We start from the raw sequence: 19,162 nt of genomic DNA, 5'->3' as shown, positions 1-19,162 counted from the left end.
CGGCTGCCTGGAGTGCGGCAGTTGCCGGGTGGTCTGCACCGAGCACGCCAACGTCGCGTGGGAGTATCCGCGCGGCGGCCACGGCATCCTTTTCAAGTTCGGTTGAGCACATTGCATGAATGACGTTGAACGCTTCCTGGCCCACGCCGTCCAGCTTGAACGCGAGGCGGCCCGGCGCTACGAGGAACTTTCCGCCGCCATGGGCACGGATGGCAATGCGGAGCTGAAGGCCTTCTTCTCCAAGATGGCCCGCTATTCCCGGCAGCACCTGGCGCAGGCCAATGCCCGTGCCGGCTTCCGTGACGTGCCCCCGCTGGGCCATGACGAGTACGTCTGGCCCGAGGGCACCTCGCCCGAGACGGCCGACTGGGTGGGCGTGGATGCCCAGATGGGCGCACGTGAGGCGCTGGAGCTGGCGCTTGCCAGCGAACGGCGCGGCCATGCGTATTACGCCGCCATCGCCGCCACCACGGCCGACCCTGAGGTGCGCCTGCTTGCGCAGGAGTTCACCGACGAAGAGGCCGAGCACGTGGCCGAGCTGGAAAAGCTCCTGGCCCGCTGCGCCGCCTGAAGGCTGGTTGGCCCTGGCACGCCGCTGCTTTTCGCCCGCGGCTCCCACCGGGCCAATCCCATGCCGCCGGCTGCACTTAACGCAGCCGGCGGCACTTTTGTTCCCGGAACACAAGTTTTGAAGGTCCGTTCGGACCTCATTTGCGTTGCATCAAAAACCGCGTAATACGTCACGAGCGTACACGCCCCAGTGGCGTGTTTTTTGCGCGTTGACATGGGTCATGCCCGCCGTCGCCATACCCATGCTCGATGCTGAAGCAGCCGTGCACCGGAGCGTTGCAGCAGGCACCGCAAACGCTCCGAACCCACGCAAGGAGGTCAGCCATGTCCAGTCGTTCACCCGGTGAACAGCGCACCCATTTGGAGCTGGTGACCATTTACGAGATATGCCGCCTGCTGGGGGCCTCGCTGGACATCAGCCGCACGTTCCGTGCAGCGCTCAACGTGTTGACGGCCCACCTCGATCTGCCCAAGGCCATGATCGTCACCGCCGCCGAGGACGGCACCGCGCTGCAGGTTCACAGCAGCGTGGGCCTGACCCGCGAGCAGGCCCAGCGCGGACGCTGGGCCGTGGGCGAGGGCGTGGTCGGGCGCGTCTACGCCACCGGCATGCCCGTGGTGGTGCCCGATATCGCAAACGTCGAGGAGTTCGTGGACCGCACGGGAGCCTTCAGTGCGCCCGGTGACGGGCGCATGCTGGCCTTCATCGTCGTTCCGCTGAAGAACGACGGCGCCGTCACCGGCGTGCTGGCCGCGCAGCGCGAAGTGCAGGGCGGCGCGCGCCTCACCGAAGACCAGCGCCTGCTGACCATGGTGGCCACGCTGCTGTCGCAGGCCATGATGCTGCACGAGACGGTGCGCGAGGAGCACCGGCGGCTGCAGCAGGAATCCATGCGGCTGCAAAAGGCGCTGCAGCGCCCGCAGCAGCGCACGCGCTTCGCGCTGGACAACGTGGTGGGCGATTCCGTCCCCATGCAGCAGGTGTTTCTTGAGGTGCAGCAGGCCGCGCCCTCGCGCGCCACGGTGCTGCTGCGCGGCGAAAGCGGCACGGGCAAGGAGGCCATTGCGCGCGCCATCCACTTCCTGTCGCCGCGCAAGGACGCCCCCTTCATCAAGGTCAACTGCGCGGCGCTCACCGAATCGCTGCTGGAAAGCGAGCTCTTCGGCCACGAGAAGGGCGCCTTCACGGGCGCCGCGGGCGAACGCAAGGGCCGCTTCGAGCTGGCCCACGGCGGCACGCTGTTCCTGGACGAGATAGGTGACATCTCACCGGCCTTCCAGGCCAAACTGCTGCGCGTGCTGCAGGAGCGCGAGTTCGAGCGCGTGGGCGGCAGCCGTGCCGTCAAGGTGGACGTGCGCCTCATCTGCGCCACCAACCGCGATCTCGAAAAAATGGTGCAGCGCGGCGAGTATCGGGCCGACCTCTACTACCGCATCAACGTCGTCTCCATCTTCCTGCCCCCGCTGCGCGAGCGCCGCGCCGACATTCCCGCCCTGGTGACCCACTTCCTGGAGCGCTTCAACAAGGAGAACCGGCGCAAGCTGCGCATGACGCAGGAGGCCATGGAAGTACTGGCCAGCTGCTACTGGCCCGGCAACGTGCGCGAGCTGGAAAACTGCGTGGAACGCACCGCCACCATGGTGCAGGGCGACGTGATACGCGACCTGGCCTTCCCCTGCCGCCAGAACCGCTGCCTGACGCAAACGCTGCACTTCGTCGAGAAGGCCGACGCCGTGTCACCGGTCATCCCGCGCCTGAACCCGGCGCCGCCACCGCCACAGCAGCCCCACAGCCCCATCGCCCCGCCATCGCCCGCCTCCAATAGCTGGTCGGAGGCGCCGCAGGAAAGCGACGTCCATGTCGCCGTGGGCGAACGCTCCGATGGCGTCACCACCATAGGCCCCACCGTGCACGTGCGCGCGCCCAGCGAGCGCAACGGGGCCAGCGGCGCCAGCGGCGGCGGCGCCGCGCCGCAGGGCGAGCGCGAGCGGCTGATCTGGGCCATGGAGCAGTGCGGCTGGGTACAGGCCAAGGCGGCAAGGCTGCTGCGCGTGACGCCCCGCCAGCTCGGCTACGCGCTGCTCAAGCACCGCATCGAAGTGCGCAAGTTCTGATCGTGCCGCGGCGGCAGTGCCGCCGCGCCGGCCGTGAAGATTTCACTGCCGTCCGCCGAGCCCGAAGGCTGCCGCGGCAATGTCACGATCCCATCACACCCTGCTTTCCACCGCTGCTACCCTGAGCGGTTGCGCTTGAGGCCTATCGCCACAGGCAGGGCCTCGTCTTGGCGACGTCCCGAGCCCGCAACGCTCTACACTCATCCGACGCCAGGACGAACATGCCTTTTGCCGTGGCATGCGAAGGATCCGGCGTCCGGTGCCGATCATGGGAAGCAGTTTTTTGTCTGGCAGTTCTTTCACCATCCTCATCGTCGACGGCCGGCCGGACAGCCTGGCCCGCTTGAGCGACCTGTTGATGCCGCATTACCAAGTGGTGGCCGCCGACTCCGCCGCCGCGGCCTTGCGCATCGCGGCCCTGGAGCCCCGGCCGCAGTTGCTGCTCATCGACGGCGCTTTGCCGCACGGGCAGGCGCACGAGTTGCTCGCCCGGCTGCGCGTGGACCCGGCCACGGCGACCATCCCCATCGTCTACATCGCCGACAGTGCCGAAGAGGAGCTGCAGGCCTTCGAAGCTGGCGCGGCCGACTGCCTGCTCAAGCCTCTGGCCGCACCCGTGGTGCAGGCGCGCCTGCGTGCCCAGGCCACGCTGCACCAGGCGCGCCAGGTGCTGCACCAGCACGATGCCTGGCTGGAAGCGCAGGTGGCCCGCCGCCTGGCCGAGGACGAGGCCATACAGGCCGCCAGCATCCGTGCGCTGGCCTACGTTGCCGAGAACCGCGACGCCAAGACGGGCAACCACCTGCTGCGCATCCAGGGCTACATCGGCGAGCTGGCCCATTGCCTGGCGCACCGACCCAAGTTCCGCGACCTGCTGAGCCGGCGCTACATCGAGATGATGGTGCGCAGCTCCCCGCTGTACGACATCGGCAAGGTCAGCATCCCGGACGCCATCCTGCAAAAGCCCGGACGCCTCACGCCGGAGGAGTGGGAAATCATCAAGACCCACGCCACGCTGGGCGCCAAGGCCATCGAGCGCGCCGAGCGCGATGCCCATTGCCCGGCCGACTTCCTCGTTCTGGCCAAGGAAATCGCCCGCTGGCACCACGAGAAATGGGACGGGTCGGGCTACCCCGACGGCCTGGTGGGCGACGCCATCCCGCTGCCGGCACGGCTCATGGCCATTTCCGACGTGTTCGACGCCATGATCTCCAACCGCGCCTACAAGCCGGCCATGGCTTACGAAAAGGCCCGCGGCGTCATCGCCGCGCGCCGGGGCCGGCATTTCGACCCCGACGTGGCCGACGCGTTCGACAGCTGCTTCGACCGCATGGTCACGATCGCCGAGCGCTACCAGGACGAGGCCGAGCACGCCCTGCGGCTGGGTTTCCCCAGCACCGAGCGCTTCGGCGGCGCGCGCCCGGACCACCTGGCCATTTGAGCCGGCAGCCTCACACCATCGGCGGCTCCGTCTGCCGCTGCCACGCGCGGTGCAGCGCGATGCGGCGGATGAACTCCTCACCCGCCTGGGCCACCTGATCGTCCGGCACAAACAGCAGGCCCGGGTCGCCCTCGTCCTCCGGCAGCGTCGTCACGCCGGCCGCCTGCAGCAGCGTTGCCGCCCCTGTGGGCACCAGCAGGGGCTTGCAGTGCCGGTACTGCTGCTGCACGAACTCCACCGCCAACCCGTCGGCGGCCATGGTGGCCGCGGCGCCGGCGCCCGCGGGCAGCATCACCGCGTCGAACAGCACGCTGGGCGCGGCTTCCATGGTCACTTCCACCGGCAGTGCGTCGCCGCTGCTGCTTTGCACCGAGCCCAGCTTGGCGCCCACGTAGCGCGGCACGGCGCCGGCCTGCACCAGCGCCTGGTACACCGCCTCCAGCGCGGCGCCGTCCACGCCGTCGCCCACCAGCAGCGCCACGCGACGCGCCAGGATGCGCCCGTCGCCCGGCCGCGCCAGCAGCGACAGGGCAGGGGAGATGCCCACCTCCGGCGACGCCACCGGCGGCCGCGCCGCGGGCAGCGGCTCGGGCAGGCTGGTCATGCCCAGGTCCTGCGCCACCACGGTGGCCAGGTTCTCGTCGATGTTGCGCAGCATGGCCACGATGCGCTCGCGTATGGCCGGCGTCTGCACCCGCGTGAGCTCGAAGCGCAGCGCCCGCGCGATGTGGTAGCGCTCCACCGGGCTTTGGCTCGCGTAGAACAACTGCGCCTGCGTGTAGTGGTCGGCAAATTTCTCCGGCTTGGCGCGCAGCTTCGTGGGTTCGGCCGTGGCCTGTTGCTCCAGCAACTTCTCGGCGAAAGACGTGAAGCCCTGCGCCGCGCCCGCCTGGTGCGGGCAGCCGCCGGCCAGCGAGTTCGGGTCGTAGGCCACGCGGCCGCGGAAGATGCCGTGCTGGTGGAAGCCGTCGCGCTGGTTGTTGTGCACCTGCGCCACCGGCGCGTTGATGGGGATGAGGTGGAAGTTGGGTCCGCCCAGCCGCGAGAGCTGCGTGTCCAGGTAGGAGAAGTTGCGCCCCTGCAGCAGCGGGTCGTTGGTGAAGTCGATGCCCGGCACCACGTGCTGCGTGCAGAAGGCCACCTGCTCCGTCTCGCCGAAGAAATAGTCGGGGTTGCGGTCCAGCACCATGCGGCCCACGGTGCGCAGCGGCACCAGCTCCTCCGGCACGATCTTGGTGGCGTCCAGCACGTCGAAGCTCCAGCCCGCAGCCTGCTCCTCGGTGAAGGTCTGAATCTGCAGCAGGTACTCGGGGAAGGCGCCGCCTTCGATCGCTTCCCACAGGTCGCGGCGGTGGAAGTCGGGGTCCGCGCCGTTGATCTTCACGGCCTCGTCCCAGTCCAGCGAGTGCGTACCCGGCACCGGCGACCAGTGGAACTTCACCAGCGTGGCCTGGCCCTGGGCATTGACGAAGCGGAAGGTGTGCACGCCAAAGCCCTGCATGGTGCGGTAGCTGCGCGGGATGGCGCGGTCGCTCATCTGCCACATCACCATGTGGGCCGACTCCGGCGTGAGGCCGATGAAATCCCAGAACGTGTCATGCGCGCTGGAAGCCTGCGGCATGGCGTGGTGGGGCTCGGGCTTCACGGCGTGCACCAGGTCCGGGAACTTCATCGCGTCCTGGATGAAGAACACCGGGATGTTGTTGCCCACCAGATCCCAGTTGCCCTCGTCGGTATAGAACTTCACCGCGAAGCCGCGCACGTCGCGCACCGCGTCGGCACTGCCGCGCTCGCCGGCCACGGTGGAAAAGCGCACGAACACCGGCGTCTTCTTGCCCACGGCCGCGAAGGGCGCGGCACGGGTGAGGTCGGTGATGTCCTCGGTGCACTCGAAGTAGCCGTGCGCGGCGGAGCCGCGGGCGTGGACCACGCGCTCCGGAATGCGCTCGTGGTCGAAGTGCGTGATCTTCTCGCGCAGGATGAAGTCTTCCAGCAGCGTCGGCCCGCGCTCGCCCAAGCGCAGCGAATGCTGGTTGTCGGCCACGGGCACGCCCTGGTTGGTGGTGATGTGGCGGCCGCCGGAATCGATCCGGTGCTTCTGCAGCGGGACGATGTTGAGGTTGTTGCCCGGCTCGGCCTTGGAGCCGTTCTTGGGCGAAGTGTTGTCCTCGGTGATGGTGCTGCCCGTGGCGTCGAGGTTGTCCGGCGCGGCATGCACGCCCGCAGGCGCCGGCATGGCCTGGCCGCCCTGGACGTACTCGGCCGGCTTGTTGGCGTTGTGCGGCAGCGCGGCCGAGAGCGCCTGCGTGGCGTCGTACTTGGCTTCGAGCCGGTCGGCGACGGCGAGGTTGCGCACGGCGTCGTTGTCGCTGCTGGTGCCGCTGCCCAGCGCGGTGGCGGCGCGCTCCAGCAGGCTGCGCCGCGTGCGCGCGGCCGGCTTGGATTCGGCCGCCGGTCCCGCCATGGACTGCTTGCCGCTGGCGGTGGTCGTCTTTCTGGCGGCGCCGCTGGACTTGTCAGGCTCGGAGGGCGACTTGGCAGCCGGCGTTTTCTTGGTGGCCATGGGGAGGTTCCTGCATTGGTTGCGTGCGAAGCCCCATGGCAATCGATATTCCTCAGCTTCCAGCCCGAGGTTGAAGCCCCAGCGTCACTTTACATAAGCTGTATTGCACACACTTCACCCACACCAGGCCGATTCGCGCTTCAAACCTCTCTGGGGCGGCTTGAAGCCCGCCACTTGAGGCGGTTCTTGAAGCGCAGGATGGGCTCTTCCATGAACACCCAGGACACCCAGGCGACGAGGACGGATACCAGGCACAGCAGCACGAAACCCACCCAGCTCGTGCCTTCAAAAACACCGCCCGCCATGGGCAGCTTGCGCAGAATTTCCGGCAGGAACATGTGGTACACGAATATGCCGTAGCTGATTTTTCCAATCTGCCTCAACTTGGCATTGCAAAGCCAATTCAGCACCTTGTTGGTACCCGGCTGTGCCGCCGCAAAAACCAAAGCTCCGAAAAACAACGCACCCGCGAACGGATAAAAAACCACACGGGAAATGACTGCCCATGGCAGCGACACTGAAACCGCGAGAAATACGAGGCCGGACGCCAGAAGAAATTTTCGGTTGCAAGCGGTCCGGGTGATGAACGCCAGGCGGCTGTCATTTTCAGCCTGCGCGAGCAAGGCGCCCATCGTCAGGCTGACCAGGTTGCCCGGCAGGAGCACGGTTGACAAAGGGCTCCATCCCATCGAGAAAACCGCCAACCTGTAAATCAGCGTGATCACGAAGCACAGCAGTATGACGGGTACAAGGCGGTGGCGGGGCAAGGCCACGGCCACGAAAAACCACAGCAGATAAAACTGCTCTTCGGTACACAGACTCCAGAAATGGTCGGCCCCTGTGCCCCAATGGCCACTCAGGCCAATTTTCAGATTGGTCAGGTACAAGCCATGGACCAGCCAGTTTTCCCTCATGCCGGGCAAGCCCAGGAGTGCCGCAAGGCCTATGGCAACAAAAAATGGCGGGGTCAACCGCAAGAAGCGCCGCCAATAAAACTGGACTGCAGATTCCATCAGCGAAGACCGGCTCTCCGCATATTTGATGAGTATTCTGGTGATCAAATAACCGCTCAACACGAAAAACAAGGTAACGCCCGCGCCGCCGGGACTGATATTTCGAATGGCGCCGGATGGAATAAAATGCTCTATGAGTACCGCCATCACCGCAATGGCCCGCAAGCCATCGAGCCTGGGCATATACTCCAAGGAAGAATCACCCCTGGATTCATTGTGACCCATCAACTCCCCCCTATCGTCTTGATTTTATAAACCGTTTTTGCCGGGCTCGATCAAATCGCGAGCCGGCACAAACAAATTATGATTGCCTCATGCTCGCGGCATTGCAAGAAAATTACCCTTTGAGCCAGGGAGGGAGCTTCCCCACCGGGCCTGGGTATCAACCCCATCCATATATCTGCGCAGGGCAAAGTGAAAAATGACTAAAACTTCGGATCCTGTCGCCTCAGACAATATTCCGCTTCAAAGCCGACCCCGCCCAGGCACCGTGCCCGCGCGCAGGCGGGTGAGCTGACACGCTCACGCCGCCTGGCGGCATGCGTCATGTCAGCGCAGCCGTATCGGCGCTGGCGTGGGCTGACTGTCCGGCGTGCCCGCGGGGGCCGGGGCCGGCGTGCCTGCGGGCGCTGCACCGCGGCCTGCCGGTGTGGCCGGCGTGCTGCCCCGGTCGCCACCGCTCTTGCCGCCGAGGATGGCCGCGATGAGCGCCCCAATGGTCACGGCCGTGATGGCCACGCCCAGTCCGCTGTAGGAGCGCACCGGGACGAGCTTTTCGATGCGCTCCACCCACGCCTGCGTCTGCTGCAACTCTGCCGGCGCGGCCGCCACGGGTTGCGGCGCCTGCGGATGCGCCACGGCCGTGCTGCCACGCTCCATGGTCACCGGCAGCCAGCGGCCTTGCAGCGAATCCACCTGCACACGCCCGTCGAACACCGTCACCAGCACCGAGCCGCCGGGGCCCGTGCGCACCAGGTAGGCCGTGCCCTTGGCGCCGGCGCGCACGAAGTCGGTCTCCACCGCGAACAGCCCGCGCACCTTCACGAAAAACTCGCCGATTGCCCGCCGCAGCGAGCCGATGTCCGCCGCGCTGCCGGGCCGCATGTAGACCTCGCTGCCGGACGGCCAGCGCACCACGGCGTAGGCGCGCGGGCCGGTTTCCACCCGGTCGCCCGGCATGAGCGCCATGCCGGCCTGCACCGGCAGCGCCGCGCCGCCGCGCCACACCCGCAGCACGGCGGCGGCCTCCTGCGCGCTGGCCAAGCGTTCGCCGTCGATCACGACGCCCGCCAGCACCACCGTGCCGGGTCCGCCGCCCAAGGTCTCGCAGCCCGCCAGCGGCAAGAGCGCCAGGGACAGGCTCAGCCACCACAGCAGCCACCGTCGCCAACCCGACATGCGCATCGCACTACTCCCGCGTCATGCGCCGGGCCAAGCCCGCGCCCAAGGCCAGCGCCAGCCAGCCGTAATGCGGCGGCACCAGTTGCTGCTCGCTGCGAAACCACAGCACGCAGCCCAGGCCGAACACCAGCCCAAGCATCGCCACCGCGGGCCAGGCCCAGCGCCGCCGCGTGCCGCGCAGCAGCGTGGCCACGCCGGCACCGGCCACGGCCAGCGCCAAAAGCATGAGCCACAGCGGCAGGGGCCGCAACGGGCGCACGGCCGTGCCGCGCAGCAGGCCCTCCACCTGCGCCGCCAGCAGCTCCACGCCATAGCGGGTGCCGGCCGGGGTGCGGTGCAAATCCTCGTCGCCGCTCATCACGCCCAACAGCACGATGCGCCCGCGCAGCGCCTGCAGTGCCGCCGCGTCGCCGCGCAGCACGCCGGCCAGGGACACGCGTGCCGGCGCCGCGGCCCAGGCCGGCACCGCGTAGCCGTCCAGCAACTGGCTGACCACGAAGTCCCCCGTCCGCATCGCGCCGCAGCCCGGCGGCTGGGCCGCGAGCGTCTCGGCGCTGAAGCCCTGCAGCAGCGCCGTGCCGTCGTCGCCCGCGCGCGCCACGGGCAGCGACAGCGCCAGCGCGTCCAGCGCCGCCGCCGAGCGCAGCGGCACGCCGCCCGTGAACGCCGTCAGGCTGAACGACGGCCACAGCGCCGCCGCCGTGCCCTCGCCCCGCCGCAGCAGCAGCGGCATCAGATAGGCCATGTCCTGCCGCTGGCCCAGGCAAGCCACGCCCCAGGCCGCGTGGGGACGCAGCCGCGCCAGCAGCGCCGGCTCGCCGTGCGCGTCCAGCCGCTGCACGGCCACCACCACGGGCATGCGCGCCTTGGCGGCGGCCAGGGCGCGCTCCAGCGCCGCGTCCTTGGCGGGGTCGCCCGGCTCCTCGAAGGTCAGGTCCAGCGCCAGCGTGCGGGCGCCAGCCCCGGCCACGCGGCCGACCACGAGCGCAATCCGGTCGCGCCACTGGGCCCCCAGCGGCAAGCCGACGGCGGCGCGCGCCTCGTCGTCCAGCGCCAGCAGCACCACGCCGCCGCTCCACGCCGGCGGCGCGTCGCCCGGCAGCGCGTGGGCGGCGCGCAGCGTCAGCGCCTGCATGCGCGTGTCCAGCCCAAGCAGCTCGAACAGCGCCAGCCAGGCGGCCAGGAACAGCAGCGGGCTCAGCAGCGCCGCCCAACGGCGCGCGCGCCGCTCATGCTGTTGGCGCCGCTCCCGGTCGTCGAAGCGCTCGCCCTGCACCGCCTCCACCAGCCGCGCCATGTCGTCGCGCAGCGCGCGGTCGCGCAGCTCGCGCGCGTCCAGCCGGCGCAGCGCGTCGATGTCGGCCGGCAGCGGCTGGTTGGGCAGCCCGGCGCCCCCCACCAGCACGGGCAGCACCCGTATGCCGTCACGCGCACGGCGCGCCAGCGCAGCCTTCACCTCGTGGCGCACCCAGTCGTCGCCGCGGGCGCGTTCCTCGATCAGACGGGTCCAGTGGGGGCCGATGACGACCACCACCACGTCGGCGCGGGCGATGTGCTCGTCGATGACTTGGGCGAAGTCGTCGCCCCAGCCGATGTCGTCGACGTCCATGAAGACGTCGAAATGTTGCGACAGCTCGTTGTTGATCAGCCGCGCATGCGCGGCGCTGTCATCGCGGCGATAGCTGATGAAGACGTTTTTCATCCGCGCCGCGCCGCGGCAGTCGGGCCGGGCGCGGCAAGGAGCATAGGCTTGCGCCGGCGTGCCGCCACCTTGGCCGACATGACCAAAGTGATGCTCGCGGGCCGCCGCCGCGGGCGGCCCTCAGTGGCGGCGGCCGCTCAGACCGCCGCGCGCGCGGCCAGCAGCTTGCGCGCCGCGGGAAACACCGCCCCCTCCTCCAGCGACACGTGCTCCAGGTACAGCTCGGCGAACACCGCCACGCCCTGGCGCAGCACGTCCACGTCGTAGCCGCTGTAGCCGCCGGCCAGGCCCACGAGCTGCGGGCCGATTTCCAGCCAGTCCTCCTCCAGCCAGCCGTGGTCCTGCTGCAGGCGTTTGACCTGCTCCACTAGCTCGGCGTCGCCGTGGGCCAGCAGCATGGGGAAGACCTGCTCCTCCTCGTCCTCGTGGTGGCGGCGCGCGGTGAAGCCGAAGAAGCCGCAGATCTCGTCGGCCTGCGCCCGCGTGCGGGCATCGGCGCCCTGCGCCTCGATGCGGTCCAGCAGCTCGCGCAGGCCACCCAACTGGCGCAGTACCTCGCGGTGCGTCTGGTCCAGCGCGTCCATCGGGTCGATCAGCGGCACTGCAGGCCGTGCGGGCCGCTGTCGGTTGACCGGGGCTTCCATGCGCATCTCCTTGTCTGACGGTTGAAAACCATTGTTGACAAGGCATGCGCCGTCACTTTGTCGAGCATCAATGCCTGTGCGCGCACCCGCAGGGGCCGCCGCCGGCCCCCATGCCTCAGCCCTTTTCCACCAGCCGGCGCAGGGTGTCGGCCTGCTTGCGCAAATCGTCGGCCTCGGTTTCGGACTGCCGCGCGTGGGCTTCGTCGCCCGCGCTGCGGTCGAGCTCGGCGATCTTGCGCAGCAGCAGCTCCTTCTCCTGCAGCGAGCGCACGGCCGACCACAGGGCGTTCTCGGCGGCTTCCTGCTGCACCGCGGCCAGCAGCTCCGGCAGCGTGCTTTTGAACGCGCCCACGTGCAGCACCACGCACATGGCGGCGTCGAAATCCGCCGGCAGCGCGGCGGTGAGCGCGCGCAGTGCCCGCACGCCGCCGGCGCTCGCACCCACCACCACGAGGTCGCGTCGGGGCATGGAAGCATCCTTTGTCAAGATGGCGCTGTCGGCCAATTCGTGTACCCGCCACAGGTTTCTCAACCACGCCATGCGCGAGGAAAATCACGGGCTCAACGCGTGACCCACCCATGCCCCTACCACCGTCCCCGACCACTCTGCAGCCGGACTTCGTCATCACCGACATCGCCTTGCCCGGCATGGACGGTCAGCAATTGCTGCACGCCTTGCGCGAACGCGAGGGGCTGCGCGCGCTGCCCGTGATTGCGCTCACCGGCGTGGGCCGCCCGGGCGACGCCCGGCGCGCCATCGCGGCAGGCTTTGCCGCACACCTGCGCAAGCCCGTGACGCTGGACAAGCTGCTGCACACCCTGCGCGAGCTGGCGCCCCAGCGCGAATGAACGGCTGCGCGGGCACAAGGGATGCCCGCAACCCGGCGAAGCAGGACCCCGCTGCATGCAACATGCCACCTGTCCCCCGGCACCTCCGGTGCAAGTCCTGGGCCTCATGGAACCCAGTTGCACGGGCACGCCCTTCAACGGCGCGGCCTGGGCACCCGCCCTGGCGGCGTGAGGTCCGGGCCATGAACCGCAATGCCCTGATACCCGGCCCGCCCTGCGCCGCCGCGGACGAGCGCGCCGCGCGGCACGGGCATTTCGAGGTGCCGGCCCCGGGCCAGCGCAGCCGCGCCGAGCAGGTGCTCGCGCAAGACAAGGAGCGGCTGGAGCTGGCGCTGGACGCGGCCCAACTTGGGCTTTGGGAGTGGAGCTTGCGCAGCGGGCGGCTCTGGTTCTCGGAGGCGGTGCTGCGCATCACAGGCCTCACGCGCGAGGCGCTGGAGGCGGACCACGACTGCTGGCGCCGCCTGGTGGACCCGCAGGACGTGGAGGCGATCTGGGCCATGGACGAAGCCGCGCGCGAGGGCCGGGGCTTTCATGCCGAATACCGGCTGCTGCGCCCGGATGGCGGCCTGCGCTGGGTGGCCAACGACGCGCGCTGCGTGTGCGACGCCGCCGGCAAGCCCCAGCGCATGGTGGGCACGCTGGCCGACGTCACCGAGCGCAAGCAGGTTGAAGAGGCCTTGCGCCTGGCGCACGACGAGCTGGAGCAGCGGGTGCAGGAGCGCACCGCCGCGCTGGAGCTGGCCAACACGCAACTGGCCAACGAGGTGGCGGAGCGCGGCGCCACGGATGCCCAGATCCGCGAGCTGCTCGACCAGCTCGTCAACGCCGAGGAGGAGGAGCGCCGCCGCCTGGCGCGCGAGCTGCACGACTCGCTGGGCCAGCACCTGACCGCGCTCACCCTGGGCCTGCGCGCCGTGCTGGAAGACCCCGCCCTGCGCGAGCGCCTGGCGCAACTGCGCGAGGTCACGCGGCGGCTGGACGACGACGTGGACCGCCTCTCCTACCAGCTTCGCCCCGCGCTGCTGGACGACTTGGGCCTCAACGACGCGCTGCGCGAGCTGGCCGGCAGTTGGGCCGAGGACAGCGGCATTGCCGTGGACCTCCACACCCGCGGCCTGCGCGGGCGGCGCTTTGACGCCGCGCTGGAGACCACCGTGTACCGCGTGGTGCAGGAGGCGCTGACCAACGTGCGCAAGCACGCGCAGGCGTCGCGGGTCGGCCTGATCGTGGAGCTGCAGGACGGCGAGCTGCGCGCCATCGTCGAGGACGACGGCCGAGGCATGGCCGTGGAAGAGGAACTGCGGCCGCGCGCCGGCCCGGGGCGCCGCCTGGGCCTGCGCGGCATGGCCGAGCGCGCCCGCCAGGCCGGCGGGCGGCTGGACTTGGAAACCGAGGCGGGCCAGGGCACCACGGTGTACCTGAGCATCCCGCTGCAACCTGAAGGAAGTTGAAATGCATCTGGTGGAAGGATCGAGCCACCGCTGGCGCGTGCTGCTGGCGGACGACCATGCGGTGCTGCGCGAGGGGCTGGCGATGCTGGTGTCCACGCAGCCGGACATGGAGGTGGTGGCGCAGGCGCGCAGCGGCCGCGAGGCGGTGCAGATGGCGCAAAAGCTCAAGCCCGACGTGGCGGTGCTGGACGTGTCCATGCCGGACGTGGGCGGGGCGGAAGCCGCGGAGCAGATCCACGAAAGCTGTCCCGAGGTGCACGTGCTGGCGCTCACGCGCCACGCCGACCAGGGCTACCTGCGCCGCATGCTGCGCGCGGGCGCGGCCGGCTACGTGGTCAAGCGCGCCGCGGGCGAAGCGCTCATTGGCGCCATCCGCACGGTGGCCGGCGGCGGCACCTACGTGGACCCGAGCATGGCCGGCGCCCTGGTGGCCCGCATGATCCGCAGCCCCGGCCAGGACACCGGCGGGCGCAAGCGCCCGGCCCTGAGCGAGCGCGAGGAACAGGTGCTGCGGCTGATCGCTTGGGGCAAGAGCAACAAGGAAGTCGCCACGCAATTGGGCATCAGCGTCAAGACAGTGGAGTTTTACAAGGCCGGGGCCTTGGAAAAACTTCAATTGCGCACGCGCACCGACATATTGCGGCATGCGTTGGCGGAGAAATGGTTGAGCGAGGAGGACGATCCGGAATAAGCTGGCAAAGCGAACAGTCAACATAAAGGGGCTCAATGACGCCCCTTTTGTTTTATGCCAACAAACACATGACGAATAAAAGAATTGGTAATTGGTAATTGCATAAAATATGCAAAAGCAATATTTTAAAGACTGTATTTCATTTATTAACGCCAGCCGAAAACTGTTGAGCCGCGCTCACTACTTCGTCATTCCCGCGCAGGCGGGAATGACGGCTCGGAGTGCGCTACGAGCCATCTTTCGGTTGATGCTTGCCAGCTTGCCACGCACATCAGCGCACCATCGCGGGAATGAATAATCGGACAGCAAAGTGGCTTGAATTGCAGAATGCCATTGCATCCCTTGCCAAGTCCATCTTCGAAACTTATTGCGTCACCACCGGCACCACCGGCGGCTCCGCCTCGATCATCCCATGCGCATCCACGCATTTATTGGAACCGCACTGCGGCGTGCTGATCAGCACCGACTAATGCACATGCCGGAATTTTCCGGCATCGGCCCGATGGTGAATTCCTGGCGCAGGATATTGCTGAATTCGCCCGTCCTGGCTTGGGCCGCTTCGGCGCTGGACGAGGCCAGTAAATAAGGCACGTAATTCTGCGTGCGGCGCGGGCCGGCTCAGCCAGACGCGGCGTCGTTGGCACCGCCGAGCACTTCGTCCTCGCCGGGGCGGCGCAGCGGCTCTCGCCCGCCGGGGCCGCTGGCATCACGCCCGCCCACGCTGCCGGCACCGGTGTCGCGCGTGCCACCACCGACCACGGCGCCGTCTCCGTCGCTGCGCACTTCAGGCGACACCGCATCCGGCGACACGGGGTTGAGCTGGCCCACTTCCTCAGGGCCGGCGGGGTGGCGCTCGCCGAGGGCCTCGTCGTCATGGGCGGCAGTGTTGCGGGGGTCGGCCATGGCAGTCCTTTCACATCAATGGGTTTGCCAACAGCCGGCAAAGCCGGTGCCCGTGGCGGCGGGGCACTCGCGCTCGCACGGTCAGCCGCTCAGCGCAGCAGGCAGTTCTCGTCCGGCTGCGGCAGCGCGGGCAGCAGGTCGCCCAACAGCTCGCGCAGGTTGGATTCGATGCCCACCACCATCGCGTCCAGCGCCAGGTCGTTGGGCTGCACGCCGAAGGGCTCCTCGATTTCGTCGCTCAGCGACTCCAGCGCGAAGAACGTGTAGGAAACGAAGCCCACCACCAGCGGCGTCATCCAGCCTATGGAATCGACCAGGCCGAAGGGCAGCAGGAAGCAGTAGCAGTAGGCACTGCGGTGCAGGATGACGGAATAGGTGAAGGGCAGCGGCGTGCCGGCAATGCGCTCGCAGCCTCCCAACAGGCCCATGAGCCGGTCCAGCGACTGCTCCATCACCATGGCCAGCGCCGGCTGCAGCCGCTCCTGCGCGCGCCAGTCCTGCAACTGCCGGCCCAGCCACAGCCCGACGCCCTGCGGCGCGTGGCGCAAGCCCGGCAGCCGCGCCACCAGCGCGGCGGGCAGCAGCGCGTGCAGGCCGCTGTCGGCCGGCATCACGCGCAACTGGTTGCGCATGGAAACGGCAAAACCGGCCAGACCCAGGACGAAGGCGCGCACGTCGGCTTCCACGTCGCCGGGCGCCGCGGGCGTGGGCTCGGCATCGGCCGGCCCGGGCACGGCGCGCACCGCCGGCGCGATGACGGTGAGCGCCTGGCGGGCAAGGTTGCGCGTCTCGATCAGCACGCCCCCCCAGAGCTTGCGCGCCTCCCAGTAGCGATCGTAGCTGGCGTTGATGCGAAACCCCAGGAAGATGGCCAGCGACACGCCCATGAGCGAGAACGGCGCGGCGGTGAGCGTGACCTTCCAGTGGAACAGCGTGCCGTGCGCCGCCACCACGGCGAAGGACAGCGCATAGACGAACAGCAGTTGGCCGGCGATGCGCGGCATCAGCGAGCCGCGGCGGGCGAAGAGCAGGCCAAACCAGCTCGGACGGGGGCGGACGATCATGCGGGGTCCAGTCCTTGACCGGGAACATCAAACGAAAAAGCCCGGCGGCATCCTCAAAGGAGCCGTCGGGTCTGAACCCGCGGCACGCTGCCGCGGGCTGGAGGTATCGACGAGCAGCGGCTGTGCCGGGGCTCAAGCCTTGGGCAGGCCGCCCATGCGCTCGCCGGCCTGGGCCTGCAGGTGCCAGTTGAACGCTTCCTGCAGCAGGTGGGGCGTGTGGCGGCCGCTGCCGCTTTCCAGCGCGCGGCGCACATAGTCGCGCAGCAGCGGCTTGTAGTCGGGGTGGGCGCAGTTTTCGATGACGAGCTGCGAGCGCTGCTTGGGCGAGAGGCCGCGCAGGTCGGCCAGGCCCTGCTCGGTGACGATGACCTGCACGTCGTGCTCGGTGTGGTCCACGTGCGAGGCCATGGGGACGATGCAGGAGATGGCGCCGTTCTTGGCCGTGGAAGGCGTCATGAAGATGGACAGCCAGGCGTTGCGCGCGAAGTCGCCGGAGCCGCCGATGCCGTTCATGATGCGCGTGCCGTGCACGTGGGTGGAGTTGACGTTGCCGTAGATGTCGGCCTCGATCATCCCGTTCATGGCGATCACGCCCAGGCGGCGGACGATCTCCGGGTGGTTGGAGATTTCCTGCGGGCGCAGGACGATGCGGCTGCGGTAGAAGTCCAGCTCGCGCTCGAACTCGGCCAGCGCTTGGGCGCCCAGCGACAGCGCGGTGGCCGAGGCCGAGCGCAGCTTGCCGCTCTTGAGCAGGGCCAGCATGCCGTCCTGCAGCACCTCGGTGTAGGCGGTCAGGTTGTCGAAGGGCGCGTCCTGCAGCCCGGCCATCACGGCATTGGCGATGTTGCCCACGCCTGACTGCAGCGGCAGCAGCTCGCGCGGCAGCCGCCCCTTCTTCACCTCGTGCTGCAAGAATTCGATGATGTGGCCGGCAATGCGGCGCGAGGCGTCGTCCACCGCGGAGAACTTGGTGTCGCGGTCGGGGGCGTTGGTCTGCACCACGGCCACGACCTTGGCCGGGTCGCAGCGGTAGTAGGCCTCGCCGATGCGGTCGTCCGGACGCACCAGCGGGATGGGCATGCGCTGCGGCGGCAGGTGGGTGCCGTAGTAGATGTCGTGCATGCCTTCGAGGTCCGGCGACGCGGCGTTGACCTCCAGGATCACGCGGTCGGCCTGGTCCAGCCAGGTCTTGTTGTTGCCGATGGAGGCGGCGGGGACGAGGCGGCCGTCCTCCAGGATGCCGGCCACTTCCACCACGGCCACGTCCAGGTGGCCGATGAAGCCGGACCACACGAACTGCGCCACGTGCGAGAGGTGGATGTCCAGGTACTCCATGCGGCCGGCGTTGATGCGCTCGCGGCACACGGGGTCGGACTGGTAGGGCAGGCGCAGCTCGATGCCGTCCACCTGGGCCAGCGCCGCGTCCAGCTCCGGCGCGGTGGAGGCGCCGGTCCACACGCCGACCTTGAAGGGCTCGCCGTCGCGGTGCGCCTGCGCGATGCGCCGCGCCAGCGCCGCCGGCACGGCCTTGGGGTGGCCCGTGCCGGTGAAGCCGCTCATGCCCACGTTGTCGCCGGGCCGTATCAGCGCGGCGGCCGCGTCGGCGGACATCAGGCGTTGGCGCAGGAGAGGGTTCAGCACGCGGCTCGGTTCGGTCATGGTGGGTCGTTGGAAGCGGAAGTGCGCTGGGCACGAAGGCGGTGTGACTGTAGGTAACGCCTTGAGCGCGGACAAACGAGCTTTGGTGAGCCTATGAATTAGCCATACTTAAGCATGGCTTCCTCTTCCTCGCCTTCTTCGTCCCGCCTGCCCCCGCTGCCCCTGCTGCGCACCTTCGAGGCCGCCGCGCGGCACCTGAGCTTCACGAAGGCGGCGCAGGAGCTGCACGTCACGCCCGCGGCGGTGAGCCAGCAGATCAAGGCGCTGGAGGAAGCGCTGGGCGTGGCGCTGTTCCAGCGCCTCACGCGCGCGCTGCGGCTGACGGACGCGGGCGCGGCGCTGCTGCCGGGCGTGACGGAGGCGTTCAACTGCCTCACCGCCGCGGTGGAGCGGGTGCGCGCGCCGGCCGCCGCGACGCTGGACCTGGCCGCGCCGCCCTCCTTCGCCAGCCACTGGCTGGTGCCGCGGCTGGACGACTTCTGCCGCCGCCACCCCGCCATCGAGCTGCGCCTGTCCAGCGGGCTGGACGCCGTGGAGCACGGCGGCGAGGCGACGGCACTGCAGCGGCTGCGCGCGCTGGCCGGCGACGGGGTGAACCACGTGGCCATCCTGTTCGGCACCGGCAGCCACCCCGGCTGGCACGTGGATACCCTTTTCACCCCGCACTACCTGCCGGTCTGCGCGCCGGCATTGGCGCAGGGCCTGCGCGAGCCGGCGGACGTGCTGGCGGCCACGCTCATCCACGACGAAACCCTGGCCGGCGCCGGGACGCTGGGTTTTGGATGGCCGCAGTGGCTGCAGGCCGCGGGCGTGCGCGGCACCGCACCCGCTCGGCAGACGCGGCGCTTTGCCAACGGCGTGCTCGCCATGGAAGCCGCGCGCGCCGGCCAGGGCGTGGCGCTGGCCGCGCGCGAGATGGTCGCGCCGCACCTGGCGGCCGGCACGCTGGTGGCGCCTTTCGCGCTCAGCGTGGAAGCCCCCTTCTGCTACTGCCTGGTGGCCCCTGAAACCATCGCGGCGCGGGCGGACGTGAAGGCGTTGCGGGAGTGGCTGACGGGGCAGGCCGGCCAGCAGCCTTGAGCGCTGGCCGGCC

The 19,162-nt window shown here is 69.2% G+C and carries 17 protein-coding genes and 1 pseudogene; 9 read left to right on the top strand and 9 right to left on the bottom strand.

Annotation, left to right across the window (positions count from 1 at the left end; translation table 11 throughout):
- From ALA01S_RS35015 to ALA01S_RS25500, 4 genes and pseudogenes are all read left to right on the top strand, one after another.
- Nucleotides 1-106, top strand: a pseudogene (locus tag ALA01S_RS35015) (ferredoxin family protein); the annotation flags it as partial.
- Nucleotides 107-115: 9 nt separating this feature from the next.
- Nucleotides 116-571 (top strand): ferritin-like domain-containing protein, encoded by a 456-nt coding sequence (locus tag ALA01S_RS25510; protein WP_066342119.1) that lies wholly within the window; start codon nucleotides 116-118, stop codon nucleotides 569-571.
- A 323-nt stretch (nucleotides 572-894) separates the two neighbouring features.
- On the top strand, nucleotides 895-2,685 hold the full coding sequence (gene nifA / locus ALA01S_RS25505; RefSeq protein WP_066342118.1) for a nif-specific transcriptional activator NifA: 1,791 nt from the start codon (nucleotides 895-897) through the stop codon (nucleotides 2,683-2,685).
- A 283-nt stretch (nucleotides 2,686-2,968) separates the two neighbouring features.
- Complete coding sequence (locus tag ALA01S_RS25500; protein ID WP_238455948.1) at nucleotides 2,969-4,126, top strand: HD-GYP domain-containing protein; 1,158 nt, start codon at nucleotides 2,969-2,971, stop codon at nucleotides 4,124-4,126.
- Between the two features lie 10 nt (nucleotides 4,127-4,136).
- Here the strand turns inward: ALA01S_RS25500 and ALA01S_RS25495 are convergent, their stop codons facing one another.
- The 6 genes from ALA01S_RS25495 to ALA01S_RS25470 form a co-directional block, all read right to left on the bottom strand.
- Entirely contained in the window at nucleotides 4,137-6,689 is a 2,553-nt protein-coding gene (locus tag ALA01S_RS25495) for a catalase (RefSeq protein ID WP_066342117.1), read from the bottom strand.
- Between the two features lie 140 nt (nucleotides 6,690-6,829).
- Nucleotides 6,830-7,885, bottom strand: coding sequence for an acyltransferase family protein (locus tag ALA01S_RS25490; protein ID WP_066342116.1), 1,056 nt, complete (start codon nucleotides 7,883-7,885; stop codon nucleotides 6,830-6,832).
- A gap of 366 nt (nucleotides 7,886-8,251) precedes the next feature.
- Nucleotides 8,252-9,106, bottom strand: a complete 855-nt coding sequence (locus tag ALA01S_RS25485; protein WP_066342115.1) for a FecR domain-containing protein — start codon at nucleotides 9,104-9,106, stop codon at nucleotides 8,252-8,254.
- Nucleotides 9,107-9,110: 4 nt separating this feature from the next.
- Nucleotides 9,111-10,805: a CHASE2 domain-containing protein gene (locus ALA01S_RS25480; RefSeq protein ID WP_066342114.1), complete on the bottom strand. Its 1,695-nt coding sequence runs from the start codon at nucleotides 10,803-10,805 to the stop codon at nucleotides 9,111-9,113.
- Nucleotides 10,806-10,942: 137 nt separating this feature from the next.
- Nucleotides 10,943-11,449 carry a hemerythrin domain-containing protein gene (locus tag ALA01S_RS25475; protein WP_066342113.1) on the bottom strand — a complete coding sequence of 169 codons (507 nt, stop codon included), beginning with the start codon at nucleotides 11,447-11,449 and terminating at the stop codon, nucleotides 10,943-10,945.
- A 115-nt stretch (nucleotides 11,450-11,564) separates the two neighbouring features.
- Nucleotides 11,565-11,918, bottom strand: coding sequence for a chemotaxis protein CheB (locus ALA01S_RS25470; RefSeq protein WP_157119279.1), 354 nt, complete (start codon nucleotides 11,916-11,918; stop codon nucleotides 11,565-11,567).
- Between the two features lie 110 nt (nucleotides 11,919-12,028).
- Between ALA01S_RS25470 and ALA01S_RS25465 the strand changes: the two genes are divergently transcribed.
- The 4 genes from ALA01S_RS25465 to ALA01S_RS33500 all read left to right on the top strand — a co-directional run bounded on the left by ALA01S_RS25465 (nucleotide 12,029) and on the right by ALA01S_RS33500 (nucleotide 15,029).
- Complete coding sequence (locus ALA01S_RS25465; RefSeq protein ID WP_066342111.1) at nucleotides 12,029-12,298, top strand: response regulator; 270 nt, start codon at nucleotides 12,029-12,031, stop codon at nucleotides 12,296-12,298.
- A 182-nt stretch (nucleotides 12,299-12,480) separates the two neighbouring features.
- Nucleotides 12,481-13,752, top strand: a complete 1,272-nt coding sequence (locus ALA01S_RS25460) for a sensor histidine kinase (protein WP_066342110.1) — start codon at nucleotides 12,481-12,483, stop codon at nucleotides 13,750-13,752.
- Between the two features lies 1 nt (nucleotide 13,753).
- Nucleotides 13,754-14,443: a response regulator transcription factor gene (locus tag ALA01S_RS25455; protein ID WP_066342109.1), complete on the top strand. Its 690-nt coding sequence runs from the start codon at nucleotides 13,754-13,756 to the stop codon at nucleotides 14,441-14,443.
- A gap of 412 nt (nucleotides 14,444-14,855) precedes the next feature.
- Complete coding sequence (locus tag ALA01S_RS33500; protein ID WP_157119278.1) at nucleotides 14,856-15,029, top strand: hypothetical protein; 174 nt, start codon at nucleotides 14,856-14,858, stop codon at nucleotides 15,027-15,029.
- A 32-nt stretch (nucleotides 15,030-15,061) separates the two neighbouring features.
- On the opposite strand, the gene ALA01S_RS25450 is transcribed toward ALA01S_RS33500, so the two are convergent.
- From ALA01S_RS25450 to scpC, 3 genes are all read right to left on the bottom strand, one after another.
- Nucleotides 15,062-15,346, bottom strand: a complete 285-nt coding sequence (locus tag ALA01S_RS25450) for a hypothetical protein (protein ID WP_066342108.1) — start codon at nucleotides 15,344-15,346, stop codon at nucleotides 15,062-15,064.
- An 89-nt stretch (nucleotides 15,347-15,435) separates the two neighbouring features.
- Complete coding sequence (locus tag ALA01S_RS25445; RefSeq protein ID WP_066342107.1) at nucleotides 15,436-16,410, bottom strand: bestrophin family protein; 975 nt, start codon at nucleotides 16,408-16,410, stop codon at nucleotides 15,436-15,438.
- Between the two features lie 132 nt (nucleotides 16,411-16,542).
- Complete coding sequence (gene scpC / locus ALA01S_RS25440; protein WP_066342106.1) at nucleotides 16,543-18,069, bottom strand: succinyl-CoA:acetate CoA-transferase ScpC; 1,527 nt, start codon at nucleotides 18,067-18,069, stop codon at nucleotides 16,543-16,545.
- A 114-nt stretch (nucleotides 18,070-18,183) separates the two neighbouring features.
- On the opposite strand from scpC, the gene ALA01S_RS25435 reads away from it, so the two are divergent.
- Entirely contained in the window at nucleotides 18,184-19,149 is a 966-nt protein-coding gene (locus ALA01S_RS25435) for a LysR family transcriptional regulator (protein WP_066342105.1), read from the top strand.
- Nucleotides 19,150-19,162 lie beyond the last annotated feature (13 nt).

The sequence above is a fragment of the Azohydromonas lata NBRC 102462 genome (assembly GCF_001571085.1).
Classification (GTDB): Bacteria; Pseudomonadota; Gammaproteobacteria; order Burkholderiales; family Burkholderiaceae_C; genus Azohydromonas; species Azohydromonas lata.
Note: the sequence above shows the minus strand (reverse complement) of the source record. Positions and strands in the feature narration are given on the sequence as shown.

Bases quoted from the DNA above. Each gene is read 5' to 3' on its own strand.
- ALA01S_RS25450 (WP_066342108.1), bottom strand. From the start codon at position 15,346: ATGGCCGACCCCCGCAACACTGCCGCCCATGACGACGAGGCCCTCGGC.
- ALA01S_RS25435 (WP_066342105.1), top strand. From the start codon at position 18,184: ATGGCTTCCTCTTCCTCGCCTTCTTCGTCCCGCCTGCCCCCGCTGCCC.
- ALA01S_RS25480 (WP_066342114.1), bottom strand. From the start codon at position 10,805: ATGAAAAACGTCTTCATCAGCTATCGCCGCGATGACAGCGCCGCGCAT.
- ALA01S_RS25465 (WP_066342111.1), top strand. From the start codon at position 12,029: ATGCCCCTACCACCGTCCCCGACCACTCTGCAGCCGGACTTCGTCATC.
- nifA (WP_066342118.1), top strand. From the start codon at position 895: ATGTCCAGTCGTTCACCCGGTGAACAGCGCACCCATTTGGAGCTGGTG.
- ALA01S_RS25460 (WP_066342110.1), top strand. From the start codon at position 12,481: ATGAACCGCAATGCCCTGATACCCGGCCCGCCCTGCGCCGCCGCGGAC.
- ALA01S_RS25475 (WP_066342113.1), bottom strand. From the start codon at position 11,449: ATGGAAGCCCCGGTCAACCGACAGCGGCCCGCACGGCCTGCAGTGCCG.
- ALA01S_RS25470 (WP_157119279.1), bottom strand. From the start codon at position 11,918: ATGCCCCGACGCGACCTCGTGGTGGTGGGTGCGAGCGCCGGCGGCGTG.
- ALA01S_RS25485 (WP_066342115.1), bottom strand. From the start codon at position 9,106: ATGCGCATGTCGGGTTGGCGACGGTGGCTGCTGTGGTGGCTGAGCCTG.
- ALA01S_RS25445 (WP_066342107.1), bottom strand. From the start codon at position 16,410: ATGATCGTCCGCCCCCGTCCGAGCTGGTTTGGCCTGCTCTTCGCCCGC.
- ALA01S_RS25455 (WP_066342109.1), top strand. From the start codon at position 13,754: ATGCATCTGGTGGAAGGATCGAGCCACCGCTGGCGCGTGCTGCTGGCG.
- scpC (WP_066342106.1), bottom strand. From the start codon at position 18,069: ATGACCGAACCGAGCCGCGTGCTGAACCCTCTCCTGCGCCAACGCCTG.
- ALA01S_RS25495 (WP_066342117.1), bottom strand. From the start codon at position 6,689: ATGGCCACCAAGAAAACGCCGGCTGCCAAGTCGCCCTCCGAGCCTGAC.
- ALA01S_RS33500 (WP_157119278.1), top strand. From the start codon at position 14,856: ATGCGCATCCACGCATTTATTGGAACCGCACTGCGGCGTGCTGATCAG.
- ALA01S_RS25510 (WP_066342119.1), top strand. From the start codon at position 116: ATGAATGACGTTGAACGCTTCCTGGCCCACGCCGTCCAGCTTGAACGC.
- ALA01S_RS25490 (WP_066342116.1), bottom strand. From the start codon at position 7,885: ATGCCCAGGCTCGATGGCTTGCGGGCCATTGCGGTGATGGCGGTACTC.